General features: G+C 34.2%; 14 protein-coding genes. 9 read left to right on the top strand and 5 right to left on the bottom strand.

Going from position 1 to position 19,485, the window contains the following annotated elements; all coding sequences use genetic code 11:
• The first annotated feature begins 298 nt into the window (after positions 1 to 298).
• Positions 299 to 763: a MarR family winged helix-turn-helix transcriptional regulator gene (locus B9T31_RS14435; protein WP_086182643.1), complete on the top strand. Its 465-nt coding sequence runs from the start codon at positions 299 to 301 to the stop codon at positions 761 to 763.
• A gap of 463 nt (positions 764 to 1,226) precedes the next feature.
• On the opposite strand, the gene B9T31_RS14430 is transcribed toward B9T31_RS14435, so the two are convergent.
• From B9T31_RS14430 to B9T31_RS14420, 3 genes are all read right to left on the bottom strand, one after another.
• Positions 1,227 to 3,389, bottom strand: a complete 2,163-nt coding sequence (locus B9T31_RS14430; protein WP_086182642.1) for a malate synthase G — start codon at positions 3,387 to 3,389, stop codon at positions 1,227 to 1,229.
• Between the two features lie 293 nt (positions 3,390 to 3,682).
• Positions 3,683 to 4,828 carry a cell division protein ZapE gene (zapE, locus tag B9T31_RS14425; protein ID WP_086182641.1) on the bottom strand — a complete coding sequence of 382 codons (1,146 nt, stop codon included), beginning with the start codon at positions 4,826 to 4,828 and terminating at the stop codon, positions 3,683 to 3,685.
• Between the two features lie 82 nt (positions 4,829 to 4,910).
• A complete protein-coding gene (locus B9T31_RS14420) occupies positions 4,911 to 5,918 on the bottom strand; it encodes a helix-turn-helix domain-containing protein (protein WP_086182640.1) in 1,008 nt (335 codons plus the stop codon).
• A 314-nt stretch (positions 5,919 to 6,232) separates the two neighbouring features.
• On the opposite strand from B9T31_RS14420, the gene B9T31_RS14415 reads away from it, so the two are divergent.
• Entirely contained in the window at positions 6,233 to 7,141 is a 909-nt protein-coding gene (locus B9T31_RS14415; protein ID WP_086182639.1) for a lysine exporter LysO family protein, read from the top strand.
• 32 nt (positions 7,142 to 7,173) lie between these two features.
• Here the strand turns inward: B9T31_RS14415 and B9T31_RS14410 are convergent, their stop codons facing one another.
• A complete protein-coding gene (locus B9T31_RS14410; RefSeq protein WP_086182638.1) occupies positions 7,174 to 8,628 on the bottom strand; it encodes an NAD(P)H-hydrate dehydratase in 1,455 nt (484 codons plus the stop codon).
• Positions 8,629 to 8,649: 21 nt separating this feature from the next.
• Between B9T31_RS14410 and queG the strand changes: the two genes are divergently transcribed.
• The 7 genes from queG to B9T31_RS14375 all read left to right on the top strand — a co-directional run bounded on the left by queG (position 8,650) and on the right by B9T31_RS14375 (position 17,628).
• Positions 8,650 to 9,744 carry a tRNA epoxyqueuosine(34) reductase QueG gene (gene queG, locus B9T31_RS14405; protein WP_086182714.1) on the top strand — a complete coding sequence of 365 codons (1,095 nt, stop codon included), beginning with the start codon at positions 8,650 to 8,652 and terminating at the stop codon, positions 9,742 to 9,744.
• A 281-nt stretch (positions 9,745 to 10,025) separates the two neighbouring features.
• Positions 10,026 to 11,015: a biotin synthase BioB gene (gene bioB, locus B9T31_RS14400; protein ID WP_086182637.1), complete on the top strand. Its 990-nt coding sequence runs from the start codon at positions 10,026 to 10,028 to the stop codon at positions 11,013 to 11,015.
• Positions 11,016 to 11,586: 571 nt separating this feature from the next.
• Positions 11,587 to 12,123 carry a fimbrial protein gene (locus B9T31_RS14395; RefSeq protein ID WP_086182636.1) on the top strand — a complete coding sequence of 179 codons (537 nt, stop codon included), beginning with the start codon at positions 11,587 to 11,589 and terminating at the stop codon, positions 12,121 to 12,123.
• Between the two features lie 71 nt (positions 12,124 to 12,194).
• The gene (locus tag B9T31_RS14390) at positions 12,195 to 12,923 is read left to right on the top strand and encodes a molecular chaperone (RefSeq protein ID WP_086182635.1); all 729 of its coding nucleotides are present in this window, start codon (positions 12,195 to 12,197) and stop codon (positions 12,921 to 12,923) included.
• Between the two features lie 59 nt (positions 12,924 to 12,982).
• Positions 12,983 to 15,541: a fimbria/pilus outer membrane usher protein gene (locus B9T31_RS14385; RefSeq protein WP_086182634.1), complete on the top strand. Its 2,559-nt coding sequence runs from the start codon at positions 12,983 to 12,985 to the stop codon at positions 15,539 to 15,541.
• Positions 15,538 to 16,548, top strand: coding sequence for a fimbrial protein (locus tag B9T31_RS14380; RefSeq protein WP_086182713.1), 1,011 nt, complete (start codon positions 15,538 to 15,540; stop codon positions 16,546 to 16,548). Before B9T31_RS14385 ends, B9T31_RS14380 begins: the two co-directional genes overlap by 4 nt.
• A 42-nt stretch (positions 16,549 to 16,590) precedes the next feature.
• Positions 16,591 to 17,628, top strand: a complete 1,038-nt coding sequence (locus B9T31_RS14375) for a fimbrial protein (RefSeq protein ID WP_086182633.1) — start codon at positions 16,591 to 16,593, stop codon at positions 17,626 to 17,628.
• 802 nt (positions 17,629 to 18,430) lie between these two features.
• On the opposite strand, the gene B9T31_RS14365 is transcribed toward B9T31_RS14375, so the two are convergent.
• Complete coding sequence (locus B9T31_RS14365) at positions 18,431 to 19,243, bottom strand: DUF4198 domain-containing protein (protein ID WP_086182631.1); 813 nt, start codon at positions 19,241 to 19,243, stop codon at positions 18,431 to 18,433.
• Between the last annotated feature and the right edge of the window lie 242 nt (positions 19,244 to 19,485).

Genomic DNA, 19,485 nt, shown 5'->3' with positions numbered 1-19,485 from the left:
TATTATCACTTAAAATTTAAATCTGTATGTATTTAATCAATTTTTTCTTTTTTAACAAAAATTATTATTATTTTTAAATTAAATAAACTAATGTTAAATTTCATCAAGATAACAATAATTATATTTTTAATAATACCTAAAAACACAGCCTTAGTTACAAAAATGTAGGTAAATTTGTTCATTTTTTATATGTAGTAAAATTAAACGCTTGCATATATGATATTTTTTCACATAAAATATAAACTGCTCGCAAATTACAATTAAACAACAATTCTTTTAATTTAAGGACATCTTATAAATGAGTAAAAAATATTCTAAATTTTTGCCATCTTCCGAAGATTATTCTTTAGAACAATTTCCTTTTTATTGGATCACTCAAGTCTACTCGCAACATGTTCAAAATGTTGATCATGTTTTGAAAAAATTCGGTTTAGACAGCTCACGCCGTCGTATTCTTCTCGCACTTAAATCAAAACCAAATGCGAGTGTATCTGATTTATCAGATATGGTCGTTTCAAAAATGTCGACAACAACCAAAATTGTTTATCGATTAAAAGATGAAGGACTCGTAGACACCTATTCCTGCGAAGATGATCACCGAATCACTCGCGTCATTCTTACTGAAAAAGGTGATGAAATGACTTTAAAAATAAATGACTTAACATCCGTCGTGCTCGAGCAATCATTTGACGGATTAACACCACTTCAAATTGAAAAAATGATGGAGTGTTTAAAGCATATTTTTAAAAATATTTCACGATAAATATCATTCATTCAATTGAGTATTTTTTGCAAAATAGAGCGCGTTTTTTATTTTCAAAAAATACTCATAACACCTAAGCTTCTACATTCCACTTTAATCTTTAGAATACAACTCTTTTCACACTTTACGCTATTATTGTACTGGTTAAATCTTTACTCATACAAGATTTTTAATGTAATTAAAGTGTAACTGGCTCACAAACAATCTTTAAGATAACATTACTAATAACTTAACTTGTTCGCTCATTATATCTATAAAATCATAATTTGAAAACATATATTTTAAAATATATGCATTAATTATCATTTTAATAAAAATATTTATTAATTAATTCATCCTTTAATTAATAATGGTAAAAATCTACAACTCACATCCCCACTCATTCAATCTAAACTTTATGCTTTATTTTCTAATTTCTTAAATAAAAAGCTCCCCTATTTGGGAGCTTTTTTAAATGACTAAATTAATTTCCAGTATAACCTTTAAGCTTTAAGCGTGCTGCATGTAAAAGAGGTTCAGTATAACCAGATGGTTGCTCACCTCCCCTAAAAATCAGATCCGATGCAGCCTGAAATGCATAACCATTAAAATTTGGTGCCATTGGTGTATACAAAGGATCATTGGCATTTTGTTCATCTACAATTTTCGCCATCCGTTTAAGTACTTCCTCAACCTGTACTTTAGATACAATACCGTGACGTAACCAATTCGCAACATGCTGTGAAGAAATTCGTAAAGTTGCACGATCTTCCATTAAACCAACATCATTAATATCTGGAACCTTCGAACAACCAATACCAAGATCGACCCAACGTACAACATAGCCTAAAATACCTTGACAGTTATTTTCCAACTCTTTGGTTTTTTCTTCTTCAGACCAATTTGTATTTGTTGCTAATGGCGGTGTTAATAGATCATCTAAAGGCAATGCTTGTTCTGATAATAATTCTTGCTGGCGATTTGCCACGTTAATTTGGTGATAATGTATGGCATGAATTACCGCTCCAGATGGAGATGGTACCCAGGCACAACTTGCACCAGCTTCTGGATGCTCAGTTTTGGTATTATACATATCCAATAACATATCTGGTTTAGGCCACATTCCCTTACCAATTTGAGCTTTACCACGTAAACCAGCTTGTAAACCAATCATCACATTACGATTTTCATACGCTGGGAACCATTTTTGCCCTTTAATCTCACCTTTACGAACAAATGGACCCGCTTCCATAAATGTATGAATTTCATCACCAGTCCGATCCATAAAACCAGTATTAATAAAAATAGTGCGGTCTTTGGCTTGTGCTATACAGTTTTTCAAGTTTACAGATGTACGACGCTCTTCATCCATAATACCAATTTTTAAAGTTTTATCAGGTAACCCTAATGCTTTTTCTGCACGTTCAAATAGCTCAACAGCGAAAGCAACTTCTTCTGGTCCATGCATTTTTGGTTTAACAATATACATTGACCCTTTTCTAGAGTTTTTATTAATGTTTTCGCTACGAATATCAGCAATAGACAGCAATGGCGTAATAAGTGCATCCATTATCCCTTCGTAGATTTCTTCACCATCTACCAAGATGGCTGGATTTGTCATCAGATGCCCGACATTACGAAGCAACATCAATGAACGACCATGCAATGTTGTTTTTCCACCAATTAAATTTTGACAAGTACGATCAGAATTTAATTTACGCGTTACTGTTTTACCATTTTTTTCAATGGACTCTTCAAGTGTACCGCGCATTAAACCCAACCAATTACGATAACCTTCCACCTTTTCTTCGGCATCAACTGCCGCAATGGAATCTTCTAAATCTTGAATTGTCGTAACTGCTGCTTCTAATACAAGGTCTTTTACACCCGCCAAATCAGTTTGACCAATTGCACTCGTTGCATCAATTTCAATAATAACGTGTAAACCATTATTCAGTAATACAATTTCATTTGGCGTTTCAGCATCACCATTAAAACCGACAAACTGAGCTTCTTTAGAAAGCGTTGTTTTCGATCCATTACTTAGAGTCACGATAAGCTTATTTGCTTCAACTGTATATGCGGTAGCTTCTGCATGCGAACCTTGCGTTAAAGGGAAGGTTTCATCTAAAAAATTCTTCGCAAATGCAATGACTTTTTCACCACGTACTGGGTTATACCCCTTACCTTTTTCAGCGCCATCACTTTCTGGAATTACATCGAATCCATAAAGTGCATCATACAAAGATCCCCAACGCGCATTTGCGGCATTTAAGCAATATCGCGCATTACGCACAGGTACGACCAGCTGCGGACCAGCCAAAAGCGCGATTTCTTCATCCACATTTTCAGTGCTAATCGTAAAATCTTCTACTTCTGGCAATAAGTAGCCAATTTCAGTTAAAAAAGCTTTGTAAGCTTCTAATTCAAATTTATTATTACGATGCCATTCATCGATTTTTGCTTGTAAAGCATCACGTTTAGCTAAAAGTATTTTATTTTTTGGACTAAGGTCAACAACGACTTGTTCAAAATTTTTCCAATATGTTTCGCTGTTTAAACCAGAACCTGGCAAAGCTTCATTTTCGATAAAATCATAGAGTTCTTTAGCAATCGCTAACTTGCCTTTTTGGATGCGTGCAGTCATTGTCTTTCCTGATATTGCTACTTTTTATACAAGAGAATCTAGTATACCTATTTATACCCATCTGAATAGTATTATCAATTTCCTAAATAATGAGCATTTTTTGCAGCATAGAACTCACCTTTAATGCATCGTTATTGTAAAAACACAACACTATCATTCAAATAAATACCTTTTAAACATTGTATTTCTTTTTTTTATTATCATTAATTAGACTTAAGTACACTGTATACAAACATTTTAATCCTATAAATTTTAGTCCCTCAAATAAAAAAGCTCCTTTTCAGGAGCTTTTTTTAGTGATCAGGAAGTTCTTCTTTATTAATCTGTCGATGTGCAGCATGTAAATAATCATCGGATTGCATTTCGAGCAATCTTGAACGCGTCCGTTCAATTTCAAAGGCTAATTTTTCACCTTCATAGATTTCAATAATCGTATCTTCTGACGTCAGCAATAGTTTCACACCACGATCATAAAACTCATCAACTAAATAAATAAAACGACGTGTCCCTTCAGATAAATAATCATTCAATTTTGGAACATTACTCACCAAAATAGTATTGTAGACATTTGCTATTTCAATAAAGTCTGCTGGACTACGTGGTTTAAAACATAATTCTGAAAACTCACACCATAATACATCTTCAGTATGACTAATTGTTTCGATTTGACGGTGATTAATCGTAATTGCTTCTGCTGATCGGTTTTGCCCTTGTGTTAATGCTTTAAAGCGCTCAGCAATCCATTCATTATGTTCAACATTCAAAGGAGATTTAAATAATTGTGCTTGCTTTAATACACGCAAACGATAATCCACACCAGCATCAACATTTAACACTACACAATTCTTTTTAACCAATTCTATTGTTGGTAAAAATCGATCTCTATGAATACCATTTTTATACAAACCATCTGGTGCAATATTTGATGTCGCAATTAGTGTAATCCCTCGTGCAAATAGCTTTTGAAAGAGATCACTTAAAATCATGGCATCTGTTACATTTGATACAAAAAACTCATCAAAACAAATGATGACAGCATCTTTATAAATTTGATCTGCAACAGCATCTAAAGGGTTTCGTTGCCCTGATAATTTATTTAATTCTTTATGCACATGTTGCATGAAATGATGAAAATGCATGCGTGTTTTACGTCTAAATGGAATAGAGTCGTAAAATTGATCCATCAACCATGTTTTTCCACGACCAACGCCACCCCACATATATACACCTTTGGGTGTTGTCGTTTTTCTAAAACGATGAAATATTCGTTTCGATGATTTATAGCGTTGAATGAGTTCTTGCCACACTCGGTCTAATTCTTGAACTGCATGTGCTTGCGCCTCATCTGGCATGAATTGACCAGATGCCAAAACTTGTGCATAACGCTCAGCAGGAGATAAAGGACTATAGGTTGTACTTTCAACGTTTAAATCTGACATTTTTTCAATACTAATTTAGGCTATGACAATTATAAGGAGTTCATTCAATATTCGATACTAGCATGTCGTGTTTTCACTTAGGCTATTTTAAATATTGTCGTGGACTTTGACCAAACCAGCGTTTAAATGCATGGTTAAAAGCTGCTGGTTCTGAATAACCAAGCAACTCAGAAATCATTTCGATAGAATATTTTTTATACTCCATCATTTCCAATGCTTTATTTTTGATAATTTCCTCTCTTATCTTTTTATAGCTAGTTTGATGCTGTTGTAACTGATGTCTAAGTGTACGCTCTGGCATATTTAAAACCTGTGCCGTTTCAGTCATTGTGGGCATAATCGAGTTCTGTAAGACCAAATAATCCATCACACGCTGTACAATACGTGGCTTATTCTCATACATCGATAGTTTTGATAACTCGTCAATACATTTTTGCTCATAAATACGAAAAGCCACTTCATCGAATGAAGGAATTTTGACTTTTAACACATCTTGACTAAACCAAAATCGAGCTTCTGGCGCACCAAAACAAACATCCATACCATAAAATTGCTGATAAAATTCCATTTCAACTAAATTGCTAGGCAATTCAAAGGGTAGTTCAACACGAATTCGTGGAAATGGCAAATCCATTATTTGATATAGGCTTTGTAGAAATTTAAATGTTCCTGCAATTTCACACTGTGCGAGAAAATAGTCCAACTCATCGGTGAGACGAGTCGATTGGTATAAGATTGCGATTTGATCATTTTCAACATGTGCGTTCAACGTACCGGTCAAATGGGTCAACTGACAATACTGAATTGCTTTATGTAACGCAATTTCAATATATGGGCTTGAAATCAACAACATCAATAATGGACCATAGCCCTCCAAAGTATAATGCTGACCAATCTTTAGACCTTGTTCTGCTGAGAAGTTAGAACACAATACTTTCAGTATTTCTCGCTCAAGATTAATATCGATTGCCGAAGCTAAATCAATTGCATCGACCTTTAAGCCAATACGCATGAGCTTTTCATCTATATCAATTCCTGCATTACGCATTCCCTGAATCAAATACATAAGACTAAGAATTGAACGTTTCATAATAAAAGATAATGAGATTTGTTCTTTTGTACTACAGAATGTAATTCAAATGAATTGCCTAAAATATCATTTTTCTAAAAAAGTTAAGTTATGTTTATATTTAGTCACTTTTTTTACTGTCTCGATCATTTTAGAAAAAAAACAACACACATTGCAATAACAATGTAATTACAATAACATTTCAAATAATGATTGATTTTTTAAATTTGTTTAATAATTAAGTAAATAGATAAAAAATAAAAAATATACATCTTTAGATCATCTCATTGACATAATATAGAGCAACTTCATCCCTCTACTCATCATTTTATAAAATGCAATCCATTTGGCTTATTTTTCAACTTCTTGTTTGTTTAATTATTGGTTTTTTGTTCGCAAGACGATTACCCTCTATGATAGAAAAAGCTGCTTTTAAGCTACTTCCTTATTTTTCATATCTTCTACTTTTTGCGATTGCCTTTGAATTTGCCCAAATTATTGACTCTATTACGCAACCTCAACTCATTTTAAAAAGTGCATTGATTATTTCAGTTTGTACATCTCTAGGCACCGTTATTTGTTGTTACTTTTTCTTTAAAAGTTTAGGTATTCAACCTACGCACGGCCAAGTATCACTTTCATTATTTTTTAAATCTTTACTCAATATTAGTTATGCATTTATTGCACTTTGCCTCGGTTATTTTGCTGCAATCTCATTGACATCTTTTCATTACACACTACATATCAACTCTTGGAACCTGTTGCTCTTCTTCATGTTCCTCATTGGTTTAGACTTAGCATATTCCCCTTTAGATCGTTCATGGATGAACTGGAGAATTATGCTGGTACCTTTATGTGCAATTATTGGCTCTATTTTTGGGGCATTCCTGAGCATTCTTTTTATAGAAAACATTAACTTTAAAGATTTAATTATGCTTTCTCAAGGCTATGGCTTCTATTCAATGTCTGGAATTGTCATTACAGAACTGCGTAATGCTGAACTAGGCAGCATTGCATTAATGAATGACTTGTTCCGCGAAATTATTGCCATTTTAATCATGTATGCAGTGGGATGGAGATATCCGAGATCTGCGATTGCAACAGCTGGAGCAACCTCCATGGATGTCTCCTTACCTATGATTAAACAAGCATGTGGCAATGACTTCATTCCTCATGCGATGGTCAGCGGCTTTATTTTATCACTACTTGCACCCATACTGGTCAGTGTGCTTGCAGCGCTGTAACTCAATACATTATCAACAGATATTTAGAATTTTTAGTTAACAACATGATAAATGGCGGCTGGCATATGCTGCGCTTGCAATCCTCTTACACCATCTTTTGCAAGCATATCTCCAGCCAACGCATGTAAGGTGACAATTTCATGCAAAGCAATATCATCTTTAAATTGTGCTTTCAAGCCCGCAATCATTCCAGACAATATATCGCCCATTCCTCCTGTTCCCATACCAGCATTTCCAGCAGTACATATCCATAATTCCTTTTCAAGAATTAAACTCCCTGCACCTTTTAGAACCCACTGCCCCTGATATTTTTGTTGTAATTTTTGAATTGTAGCCGTTCGATCTGTTTCAATATCATGTGTAGTAACATCTAATAATTTTGCAGCTTCTCCTGGATGGGGGGTTAAATACGTCTCAAAAGTCAACTTAACTGGTCTATTTGCTAAAAACCATAAAGCATCTGCATCAAAGACTACAGTTTTATCTATACCAGATAAATACTCAAACCATTGTATATAATGTTTTTCTGCCCACTTATCTCGCCCTAATCCCATTCCAAACGCAACAACATCGATATGAGAAATTAACTCATGTAATTGTTCTGCACTTAAATGATCAATATCCCTTAGCATAATATTAGGTGATCTTGCCAAAATCGCTTGATGATGATTTTTATGACATACAACGGTAACCTTACCAACTCCAGTGGCAAATGCAGCCTCAGCAGCCATAATGATAGCACCTCCCATATCTTGATGCCCACCGACAATTAATGCATGACCATAAATACCTTTGTGCCCATCTGCTTTACGTCTAGGCAAGGTAATTTTTTTTGGAGACAAGTGTGCAAATGTAGGTAATTCAAAATCTTTGGGAATTAATGAAACCACTTCAATAGTACCAACAAACTCTTTGCCTTGCCCAGTATACAACCCCGCTTTTTTTGCCAATATGGTGTAAGTCATATCTACTTTAATTGCACATGGTAAAGGTTGCCCCGTATTGGGGTGCAATCCACTTGGAATATCAATTGCAACCTTAAAAGCATCTTGTTGGTTAATCTTATAAATAATGGCTTGCCAAAATTCATCCAAATTTCGAGATAAACCAATACCAAATAATGCATCGATATAACAATCATACAGTTGCTGAAACTCAAAGCCATCATAAATAGGTACACCACTTAATACGGCAGCATCATACGCTTTGGCTAAATCTAAAGAATGACCACGTTCAGCGGTATAAAGATCAACCGTAAAATGTTGTTCCCATAAATACTGTGCGATTAAATAACCATCCCCAGCATTATTGCCCTGTCCACAACATACCGCTATTGTTTTTATATTTTTTGACAATAAAATTGGAATTAATCGCTGTGAAATATGCCAAGCAACTTGTTGCATCAGGCCATAAGAACTATTTTTCTGGTCAAACCAGCGCTGCTCCCATGCTTGAATTTCAGCACTATGATAAACTTGCTGATGCATTGTTATTCCCTCTTATTTTTTATGAATTCTACGTCATCTTTACCCACAATTCATGTTCACCAGCATGATCCTGAAGCTGTCAAAGCATGGATTAAGACTCAAGCATTACAGCTTGGTTTTTCTGATTGTGTCATCGCTCGTCCAGATGCTCAAGCAGAACTTCCTCGTTTAAAAGAATATTTAAAACGGGGCTACCATGCTGATATGAATTATTTAGCTGAGAATTTAGAGAAGCGTGCAAATCCGACATTACTCGTTCCCAACACCAAAAGCATTATCTGTGTTCGAATGAACTACTTAGTAGAGCCGCCAAAGGCAAGAACTATTCCCAATTTACCCAATAGTGGCATTATTGCCCGCTATGCACGTGGTCGTGATTATCATAAAGTCATGCGTGGTCGTTTAAAAATTTTAGCAACAAAGATTAAAGAAAAATTTGGCGACTTTGAATCTCGTCCGTTTGCAGACTCAGCTCCAATTTTTGAAAAATCATTAGCTGAAAATGCAGGAATGGGATGGACAGGAAAACACACCTTACTTATTCATAAAAAATCAGGTTCATTTTTTGTATTAGGCGAATTATTTACATCTTTAGACTTACCTTTCGACTCCCCCACGACAAAACACTGTGGCTCTTGTACTGCATGTCTAGATATTTGTCCGACACAAGCTATTGTGGAACCATACATGTTGGATGCAAGAAAATGTATTGCTTACTTAACAATCGAATATAAAGGGATTATTCCCGAAGAGTTCAGAAAATCGATTGGAAATCGTATTTTTGGTTGTGATGATTGTCAATTAATCTGTCCGTGGAACAGTTTTGCTAAAAAAACTGATATTGAAGATTTTTACCCACGACATGATTTAGATCATCTGACATTAGTTGAGCTTTGGAAGTGGAATGAGGTTGATTTTTTAGCTAAGACCGAAGGAAGTCCCATTCGACGCACGGGTTACCAAAGCTTTAAACGCAATATTGCAATTGGACTCGGCAATGCACCTTATTCAATCGATATTCTAAATCTATTAGAAACGACCCGTGATGCGCATGATCACATTGTGCAAGTCCATATTGATTGGGCAATTCAGCAACAGCAACAAAAAAAATCGTAAATTCTCCCTATGTAGCCAAAATCTAGTTCCTTACAAAGTTTGCAAAATTTATAAATTTTAACCTCTAATTCTCTACAATTTTTATTTCTTAAAATAAAAATATTGTCACTATATTTACAGTAAAATACACAACTTTGCAGATATCTAAATAAAAATTATTTTACAAAAAAACATCGAAATATTTTATAAAGCTAACCAAATTTGTCGTTTATTGCCTTTCTTTTCGATGTAATCAATGTAAAAATCGCTCTCGGTCTTACTCATCACAATGGAATTTTAAAATGGGAATAAGAAACGATTGGACACGCGATGAAATTCAAGCACTTTATGCTCTTCCATTCTTAGATTTAGTATTTGAAGCACAAAATGTTCATCGTAAAAACTTTGTCGCAAATACGGTTCAAGTCAGTACATTACTTTCTATTAAAACTGGAAAATGTCCAGAAGATTGTAAATACTGCTCACAGTCTGCCCATTACGATTCAAAATTAGAAACAGAAAAAAGAATTGCAGTGGAAAAAGTCATTGAAGAAGCAAAGCAAGCCGTTGAGCAAGGTTCAACTCGTTTTTGCATGGGTGCAGCATGGCGCAACCCCCATGAACGTGATATGCCCTATGTTTTAGAAATGGTGAAAGAAGTAAGAGCACTTGGCTTAGAAACCTGTATGACCTTAGGGATGTTAAATCAATCACAAGCTGAACGTTTAAAAGATGCTGGATTAGATTATTATAATCATAATTTAGATACTTCCAGAGAATACTATTCTCACATTATTAGTACACGCACTTTTGATGATCGTTTAGATACGTTAGATCATGTTCGAAATGCTGGTATGAAAATATGTAGTGGTGGTATTTTAGGTCTAGGCGAAAGTCAAAAAGATCGAATTGGTCTACTATATGAACTTGCTACTCTTCCAATTCATCCTGAATCCGTACCCATTAATATGCTTGTCCCTATAGAAGGCACGCCTATGCAAGACGTAGAGAAACTTGATGTTACAGAATGGATCCGTACGATTGCTGTAGCACGCATCATCATGCCAAAAAGTTATATTCGCCTATCTGCTGGTCGAGAATCATTAAGTGATACAGACCAAGCAATGGCATTTATGGCTGGTGCTAATTCATTCTTTTCAGGTGAAAAACTACTTACAACGCCTAATGCTGGGGATGGTAGGGATAAAGTTCTACTTAAAAAATTAGGATTAAACGTGGAAAAGCCCAAACTCAGTATTTTAGAACTAACAATTGATGCAATGCAGGCCTAAACACTAAAGCCTCAATACGAGGCTTTAAAGCAAATAAAATTGTTTTTATACTTTTTTGTAACCATTCATCCCTAAAATGCATCATCCTATCGAGAAAAAAAAATTAATAATCATGTATTTCAAGAGTTAGTATATGAAAGTTTAAACTAAAAAATAAGATCCATATTTTCAAGGAACATACTACCGATCAAATCAAATTAATGATCATTTAAATTTAATACATTTTTTCTACTGCATAAATGAATCATTAAAAATACTTAAATAACAACTATATTTAATCAAAATTAAAAACTGAATTATTTTTAAAATATCATCAGCCAACTTACCTAATATAAAAATTACACTTATAATTCGATTTTAAGCATGAAGACAAATCAAGTTAAAACCAACACTCTTAATAAAATTAAAGTTATTAATAATCTAAAAAATAATAAAATTCAAAAACAGAAATAATGATAAACAGTTAACACTTTACAAAAATAATATAAAATAAAAAACAATTGCGGTTGGCTGCTGAGCATTAAAAGTTAGCTGTAATTATAACAATATTTTACAATAATGAGTTTTAAAAATGAAAAAAATTGCCTTAATTTCTGCGCTTTCTTTAGTTGCCATTACTCAAGCCTATGCAGCAGATGGTACGATCACAATCAATGGACTGGTAACAGATAAAACTTGTGACATTGTTACACCTGCTGGTAAAGATTTTACAGTCACTCTTCCGACAGTGTCTAAACAATCACTTGCAACAACGGGTGCCGTTGCTGGTAGAACACCATTTTCAATTAATTTAGCAAAATGCTCTCAAGGTAAAGTTGCAACTTATTTTGAACCTGGTGCCACTGTTGACTTTGCTACTGGCCGTTTAAACAACCAAGCGACTGCTGGTGCAACCAACGTAAAAGTTCAATTACTTGGCAGTAATAGTCAATTTCTTCCTATTTTAGCAGCTAATAGTACGACTGGTAACCAAACTAACTCTCAATGGATTGACGTAGTCGCAAATGGTGCCGCAGATCTTCATTATTATGCAGAATACTATGCAACAAATGCAGCAACTCCCGGTCCTGTAACAACTTCTGTGCAATATACAATTATCTATCAATAATTAAAAATTATTCTTGAACTAAGAAGCTCGCTTCTTAGTTCTAATTTGATTAACTTTGGTGGGGTGAAAATATGAAATTTAATCAGTTATTAAAAGCAGTTATATGCACAATACTTATTCCTATATATACTGCCCATGCTGAAATTATTATTCATGGGACTCGTGCTATCTATCCTTCAGATGCACGTGAAATAACAATTCAAGTGAGTAATAATGGAACCAAGCCCTCCTTAGTTCAAGCATGGATTGACGATGGTGATGCAAAAGTAACGCCTGATCAATCAAAGGCACCTTTTTTGATTTCACCTCCTATTAGTCGTGTTGAAGCACAAAAAGGACAAGCTTTAAGAATAGCGGCGTTACCCAAAACAATAAATTTAAGTAAAACCCAAGAAACACTATTTTGGTTAAATGTATTAGATATTCCACCCAAACCAACAACAAAAAATGAAACCGATATACCCGATAATTTTTTACAACTCGCCATTCGATCGAGAATTAAGTTTTTTTATCGCCCTGCTGGTTTAAAAGAAGATATTTCTTTAGCTCCAACTAAACTTCAATGGTTTCGCAAAGGTTCATCTTTGGAAGTAAAAAATCCAACACCATACCACATCACGATTACAGGTATTAACAGTACAGTAGGCGATAAAAATGTTGAACTATTAGCAGATGGCGTAATGCTTAAGCCATTTTCTACCGAAAAATTGAATATTTCTAATGCGGTGCAAGGAAAATTATCATTTACAACCATCAATGACTATGGCGGTCGAGTTGAGACTGAATTAAAACTTAATTAATTTTACTTTTTCTTTTTTAATCTAAAGCACCTATTAATATTTAATAGGCGGGTTGTCTCATGAAAAAAAATAAACAAAATTATAAATGGATAAAACACAATATCGCTTATTACATGGCTTCTGGTGCTGTAATCATAAGTTTTCCAGTTCTTACTTATGCTGATCAAACAAGCTTAACACAACCAACAATAACGCAAGCTGCCGATTTCGATTCAAATTTCCTCATTGGTGATCATGCTCAACACGTAAATATTGACCGATTTAAATATGGTAATCCGATTTTACCAGGCGAATATAACGTAGATGTCTATTTAAACCAAAACTGGAAACGCAAGCAACGAATCGTTTTCAAAGCAATTGACCAAAAGTCAAATGCATTTACATGTTTCACGGCATCTAACTTATTAGAATTTGGTGTTAAAACAGACATACTAAAACAGAAAGTTAGTGACTTATCATCTCCACAATGTTTAAAAATAAATGAATGGATTGAAGATGCATCTTATGAGTTTGACTCATCTACACTTCGTATCGATATTTCAATTCCCCAGATTGCTCTTCAACAAAATGCCCAAGGTTATATTGATCCGAGTGTATGGGATCGTGGTATAAATGCTGCATTTCTCTCTTACAATGCAAGTGCATATAAATCGTTTAATGCGTCAAACAACGCAAATACAACAAATGCATTTTCTTCAATTTATGCAGGACTTAACATTGCAGGATGGCAACTCCGCCATAATGGGCAATGGCAGTGGCGCGATAGCGCATTCAATAATAATTCAAGTTCTAGCTATGATTCAGTTTCTACCTACTTACAACGAGCATTTCCTCAATATCGTGGTGTACTTACTTTAGGTGATAATTTCACAAATGGTGAAATTTTTGATTCATTTGGCTATCGAGGGATGGATTTTTCAAGCGATGATCGAATGCTTCCAGATAGCATGCTAGGTTATGCACCACGTATTCGAGGTTATGCAAAAACAAATGCAAAAGTTGAAGTTCATCAACAAGGTCAAATTATTTATCAATCAACTGTTGCAGCAGGTAACTTTGAAATTAATGATTTATATCCAACAGGTTTTGGCGGTGAACTTAAAGTTTCAGTTATTGAAAGTGATGGAAGTATTCAAACATTTACCGTTCCATATGCTTCTGTTGTTCAAATGCTTCGCCCAGGAATGAAACGCTATGCATTAACATTGGGTCAGTTTAGAGACAAAGATATAAATTCTAATCCTGCCATTTTTCAAGGAAAATTTCAGCTAGGTATTAATAACTATTTAACTGGATTCGCAGGCATTCAAGTCGCTAAAAATTATCAAGCGATTTCAACAGGTGCTGCATTTGCAACTCCTATTGGTGCTGTCGCTTTAGACGTCACTCATTCTCAAGCAAAATTTGAAAATCGTAAAGACTTAGCTGGACAAAGTTATCGTCTTAGCTATAGCAAGCTCATCGTGCCAACCAATACCAATTTCACTCTTGCAGCTTATCGTTATTCTACTGAAAATTTTTACAAATTACGTGATGCGCTTCTAATTAATGACTTTGATAAACGTGGTCTGAGCTCTAACCACATTGGTAAACAGCGTAGTGAATTTCAGATTACGTTAAACCAAGGACTACCGAATAATTTAGGCAATTTCTATGCGACGGGTTCATGGACAGATTATTGGAATAGAAATGAGTCTCAACGTCAATATCAAATTGGCTACAGCAATACTTACCATGGACTAACATATGGTTTATCCGCATTAAAGAGAGAAGTTAGAAATACGATTTCTGGAGATACAAACAATGATACTGAATATATGATGACCCTTTCACTACCTTTAACCTTTAAAAAATCATCGATTAATATTAACTCTATAACCACTCCAAATAATACAACACTGGGAGTAAGCGGTATGATTGGCAACCGCTTCAGTTACGGGGCTTCAACTTCAGATCAATTTGGTGAAAACCCAAGCTTCAATACTAATGCACAATATAAAACCAATTTTGCAACCTTTGGTGGCTCCTATTCAATAGCAAATTCTTATCAACAAGCAATGGTTTCAGCACGTGGTAATGTTGTAGCGCATGCACACGGCGTTCATTTTGGTGCAGATCAAGGTCAGACAATGGTACTGGTCTATGCACCTGATGCCGTTGGTGCTCAAGTGAATAATTCAACGGGTTTAACCATTAACAAATCTGGCTATGCTGTAATTCCTTATGTAACACCTTATCGATTAAATAACATTACTTTAGATCCTCAAAACATGTCTACAAATGTTGAGCTTTTAGAAAATAGTCAACGTATTGCACCTTATGATGGCGCTATTTCAAAGGTCAACTTTGCAACGAAATCTGGCAAAGCTTTTTATATTCATAGCGTAACAACCGATGGAAAAAACATACCGTTTGCAGCTGAAGTTTATAACTCTAATAATGAAAACATTGGTATGGTCGCTCAAGGAAGTCTCGTTTATATACGTACAAATCATCTTAAAGATGTGATAACAGTTAAATGGGGCGATGATCCTACAGAACAATGTAAAATAAATTATGATGTAAATACGGATGCCAAAACTGAGAATGTCATTTCTTTAGAGACAATATGTCAATGAAAATTCAACTATTAACTAGCACATTTCTAAGCATTTGCACCGCTTCCCTCTCTGAAGCATATGCTGCGTGTACCTTGAGCCCCAGCAATGCTGAAACTATTGATGTTTCAATGGATATGGGCAATTTAGTTGTTACCCCAAGCATGCCTGTTGGTTATTTAATAAAAGAAGGTAAATTCAACTACACCTCTGGTTCCTCTCAAGTTATATGTGATAAAAATGGAGGAAAGAATATTGCCGAATTATCAAAGCCCCTCAAATTAAGCTCTTTAGGAAGTAAAATTTATTCTACGAATATCCCAGGCATTGGTATAAAACTTTACAGAACAACTACTGGAGGTAATGCTTCAGGATTTTATCCTTACACCGTAGATTTAGATTCAGGACCCCATTCTTTAGGCGATGGTCATTTTCATGTCCAAATATATAAAACAAATGCTGTTACTGGATCGGGCAGCTTAACACCTGGACAGTATAGTCGCTATTATAATCAAGGTCACCCTAACCGTCCTCGACTTACGTCAACAATTTACGGCAATGCAATTACGATTGCGTCTTCCTCTTGCGAAATTCAAGGTAATATCAATAAAATTATTACCCTACCAACAGTCACTAAAGATAAATTTAAAGGAATTGGTACGACGACAGGTGAGCAAGCTTTTAACTTTAAAATTTTATGTAATGGCGGTGTGAATCCAACCAATATGCAAGTTTCTAATAAAATTAGTCTAAGTTATGATTTTATTGCAAATCCTGATTTAAAATCAATCATAAACAGTGCGCCTACGAACTCAAAAGCAAATGGTGTCAGCATTCAATTGATTAATAAATATAACAATGCCAATGCAGTCATCACCAAAAATGCTACATTTAATATAGGTACCGTAAACTCAAATCAGACGATTAATTATAATATGCCTTTAACAGCTCGTTATATTCAAACAGCACAAACTGTTACATCTGGTCATGTTCAAGGGGTTGCAACTGTCACTATTAAATATGATTAAAATAAATCATATTTAAGTATAAATAACTATAAAGGTAACAATATGAAATTAAAAAAAATATCTAGTACATGTCTAATTTTAGGCATTGCCTTTATCACAAAAACATACGCAGCATGCACGCCTATTGATGGATTCATTACAACTGTCGTTCAAATGAAAATCAATCAACCCATTATTATCCGCCCGAGTGACCCTATTGGAAAGTCACTTGCAACGGCTATTATTCCATATACGAGAGACCCTAATTCTACATACTATTGTACTTCCCGTCCTACAATAAATGGCGTATTAACCAAAAATCCAACGATTAGTAACTTAGGAAATAATATTTACTCGACAAATATTCAAGGCATTGGAATTCGTCTTTCTAGAGCAACTCAAACCACTACAGATGTTACTGCCACACTAAAATATCCATATTCAGTTCTTCATGCAAACGAGTCCGAAAGCTATCCAACTAAATTAGCCTTAGCATCTGGGAACTTTTTTATTGAAATAATTAAAACTTCTCAAAATACTGGTTCAGGAGAAATATCACCTGGACAATATACATCTCATTTTCTTGACAATAATCTCAATAAACCATCACTCATTACCGTGTTGGGTGCTAAGGCAATTACAATCGCTTCAAGCTCATGTGAAATTCAAGGTGAGATCAATAAAGTGATTACCTTGCCAACAGTCACTCAAGATAAATTTAAAGGAATGGGTACGACAACAGGTGAACAAAGTTTTAACCTTGATATTTTATGTAATGGAGGTGCAAACCCCACCAATGTACAAGCTTCTAATAAAATCAGTCTCAGCTATGACTTTACAGCAAATTCTGACTTAAAATCTATTGTCAATAGCGCGCCAACAAACACTAAAGCAAATGGCGTGAGTGTTCAATTGATTAATAAAGATAATAATGCCAATACAATAATCAGCAAAGGCTCTACATTTACTTTAGGCACAGTGAACTCAAATCAACGTATTAATTATAATGTACCTTTAACTGCACGTTATATACAAACAGCACAAACAATTACACCTGGTCTCGTTCAAGGGCTTGCAACTGTAACAATTGAGTACCAATAAAGTTTCTAATTGCTCTAGCTTTTTATAAATATAAATAAGATATCCAAATAAAATTTTATTCTTTGACTTATAAAATTTATTTAAGGTCTCTTTGAATTTACAACCTAACTAGCTGGCCATTTCTGTCAGCTCACCATAGAAAGTTACAACTCACCTATATTAGTTTTTAATTTTAATATCATTAAATTTTATTAATAAGGTATGAGTCACATTAATTTGTTTATTTATATTAAATTAATTGTGCATTATTATTTTAATATAAATACTCTTAACACCATCCCGCTTCCTAAAGGTGTTATATGAGGTTTAAATATTTCTTTCCGCCAATTCTTTGCTCAATATTTTTAACAACCACAAAAGCTGAAACCATTCATTTCCAAGGTGCTATCGTTGAGGATAGTTGTTCAAGTGCATCAACTAATATCGAATGTAAAAATTTAACGAAAGCAATTAAACGCGCATATCAAGGTGTTGCTCTCGACTCTCTATTGAGACAAAAATTCAAAGATACTGCTCTGATATATATAACCAATACCCAAATGTACTCACAAAAGGTATTAGTCATAAATTACCACTAAATTTAAAAACAAAAAAACTTCACTATTATTTTTTAATCAATATTCAACTGATAACCTTAATGAGAATTTTATCTATACCATCTCATTTTTATATAAATATTTTACCGATACTTATTTTAATTAGCAAAATATTAAATGATTACTAATCATCCAATGCCATCTTAATCGATGGCATTGTTTAGTTAAATATTAAATATAATCAAAAATTTACTTCAATATTCAACTTATGGATTCACATAAAAACTTAAAATACTACGATGTGATTCAGCATTTGGTTTTACTGTTGCTTTTTGCTCTGGAGATGTCACTGAAACAACATATTGTCCTACTGCAGTGATGGGTAAAATAATTTCACCTTGTTGATTCGTAACCAGTGTAATTAGCTCTGCTTTTTCAAGGTCAGATGTTGGCTGTTTTTCAAGCTCAATTTGATAGTTGCTCGCTGGCTTTTGGTTTAAGCTCACTTTCAAGCTTAAAGGTTTCGCTAAACTAAGATGGTTCGGATGCTCAGAAAATGTAATATTTAATCCCTGATTTGAAATCGGAGCATTCAATTTAGACACTTTCTTTTTAGTAAAAAAGCTACTCAATTGATCATAACGTTTAACTGTATGTTGCTGAGTTTTACTATTCACCTCTGCAGGCGTGATAAAATTACGTTCAGCAATAGGCGCTAAAGTATCTCCTTCTGCATTCATAACTCTTAACCAACGGTTACCTTGTTTAGCATATTTAATATCGCCAACCCGAGAACCAATCACTTGGTAAGTTCCTTCTTGCCCTGCTTCAATATCGGCAATACTCATCGCTTTACTATTAATAAGCGTTAAATCTTTAATCTCACCATTTGGATTAATAACTTTAAAATCATAACCACGAATCGCAATTTCTGAATCAAACGGTTGTTCTGCAAAACCTGCAACAATTCCCGTATTTTCACCATCAACTAAATAGCTATATGGTGCAACAAAAGGTGAATGCGCCATACTGGTTGTTGCTACAGCACCGAGTAGTAATGCCAAAAATGTACGTTTCATATTCTAAATTCCAATTGTGGTAAAAATTTTGTGTCCATAATGAATGAAACTCAAAACGAGTTCATATTGTTCTTAGCACAAGGTTAAGACAATAAATTAAATGAGGATAATAATCATTTGTGTTAAGTTTTACAAACAGAATATATAAAAAACTTAGATTAATTTTAGTTTTTTTCTCTACAAATCAGTATCAAATAAAAAAAGCTCATCTTACATGAGCTTTTTTTAACCTTTAACATTAT

Origin of the sequence: Acinetobacter sp. ANC 4558, from assembly GCF_002135375.1 — a bacterium.
GTDB lineage: Bacteria > Pseudomonadota > Gammaproteobacteria > Pseudomonadales > Moraxellaceae > Acinetobacter.
Note: the sequence above shows the minus strand (reverse complement) of the source record. Positions and strands in the feature narration are given on the sequence as shown.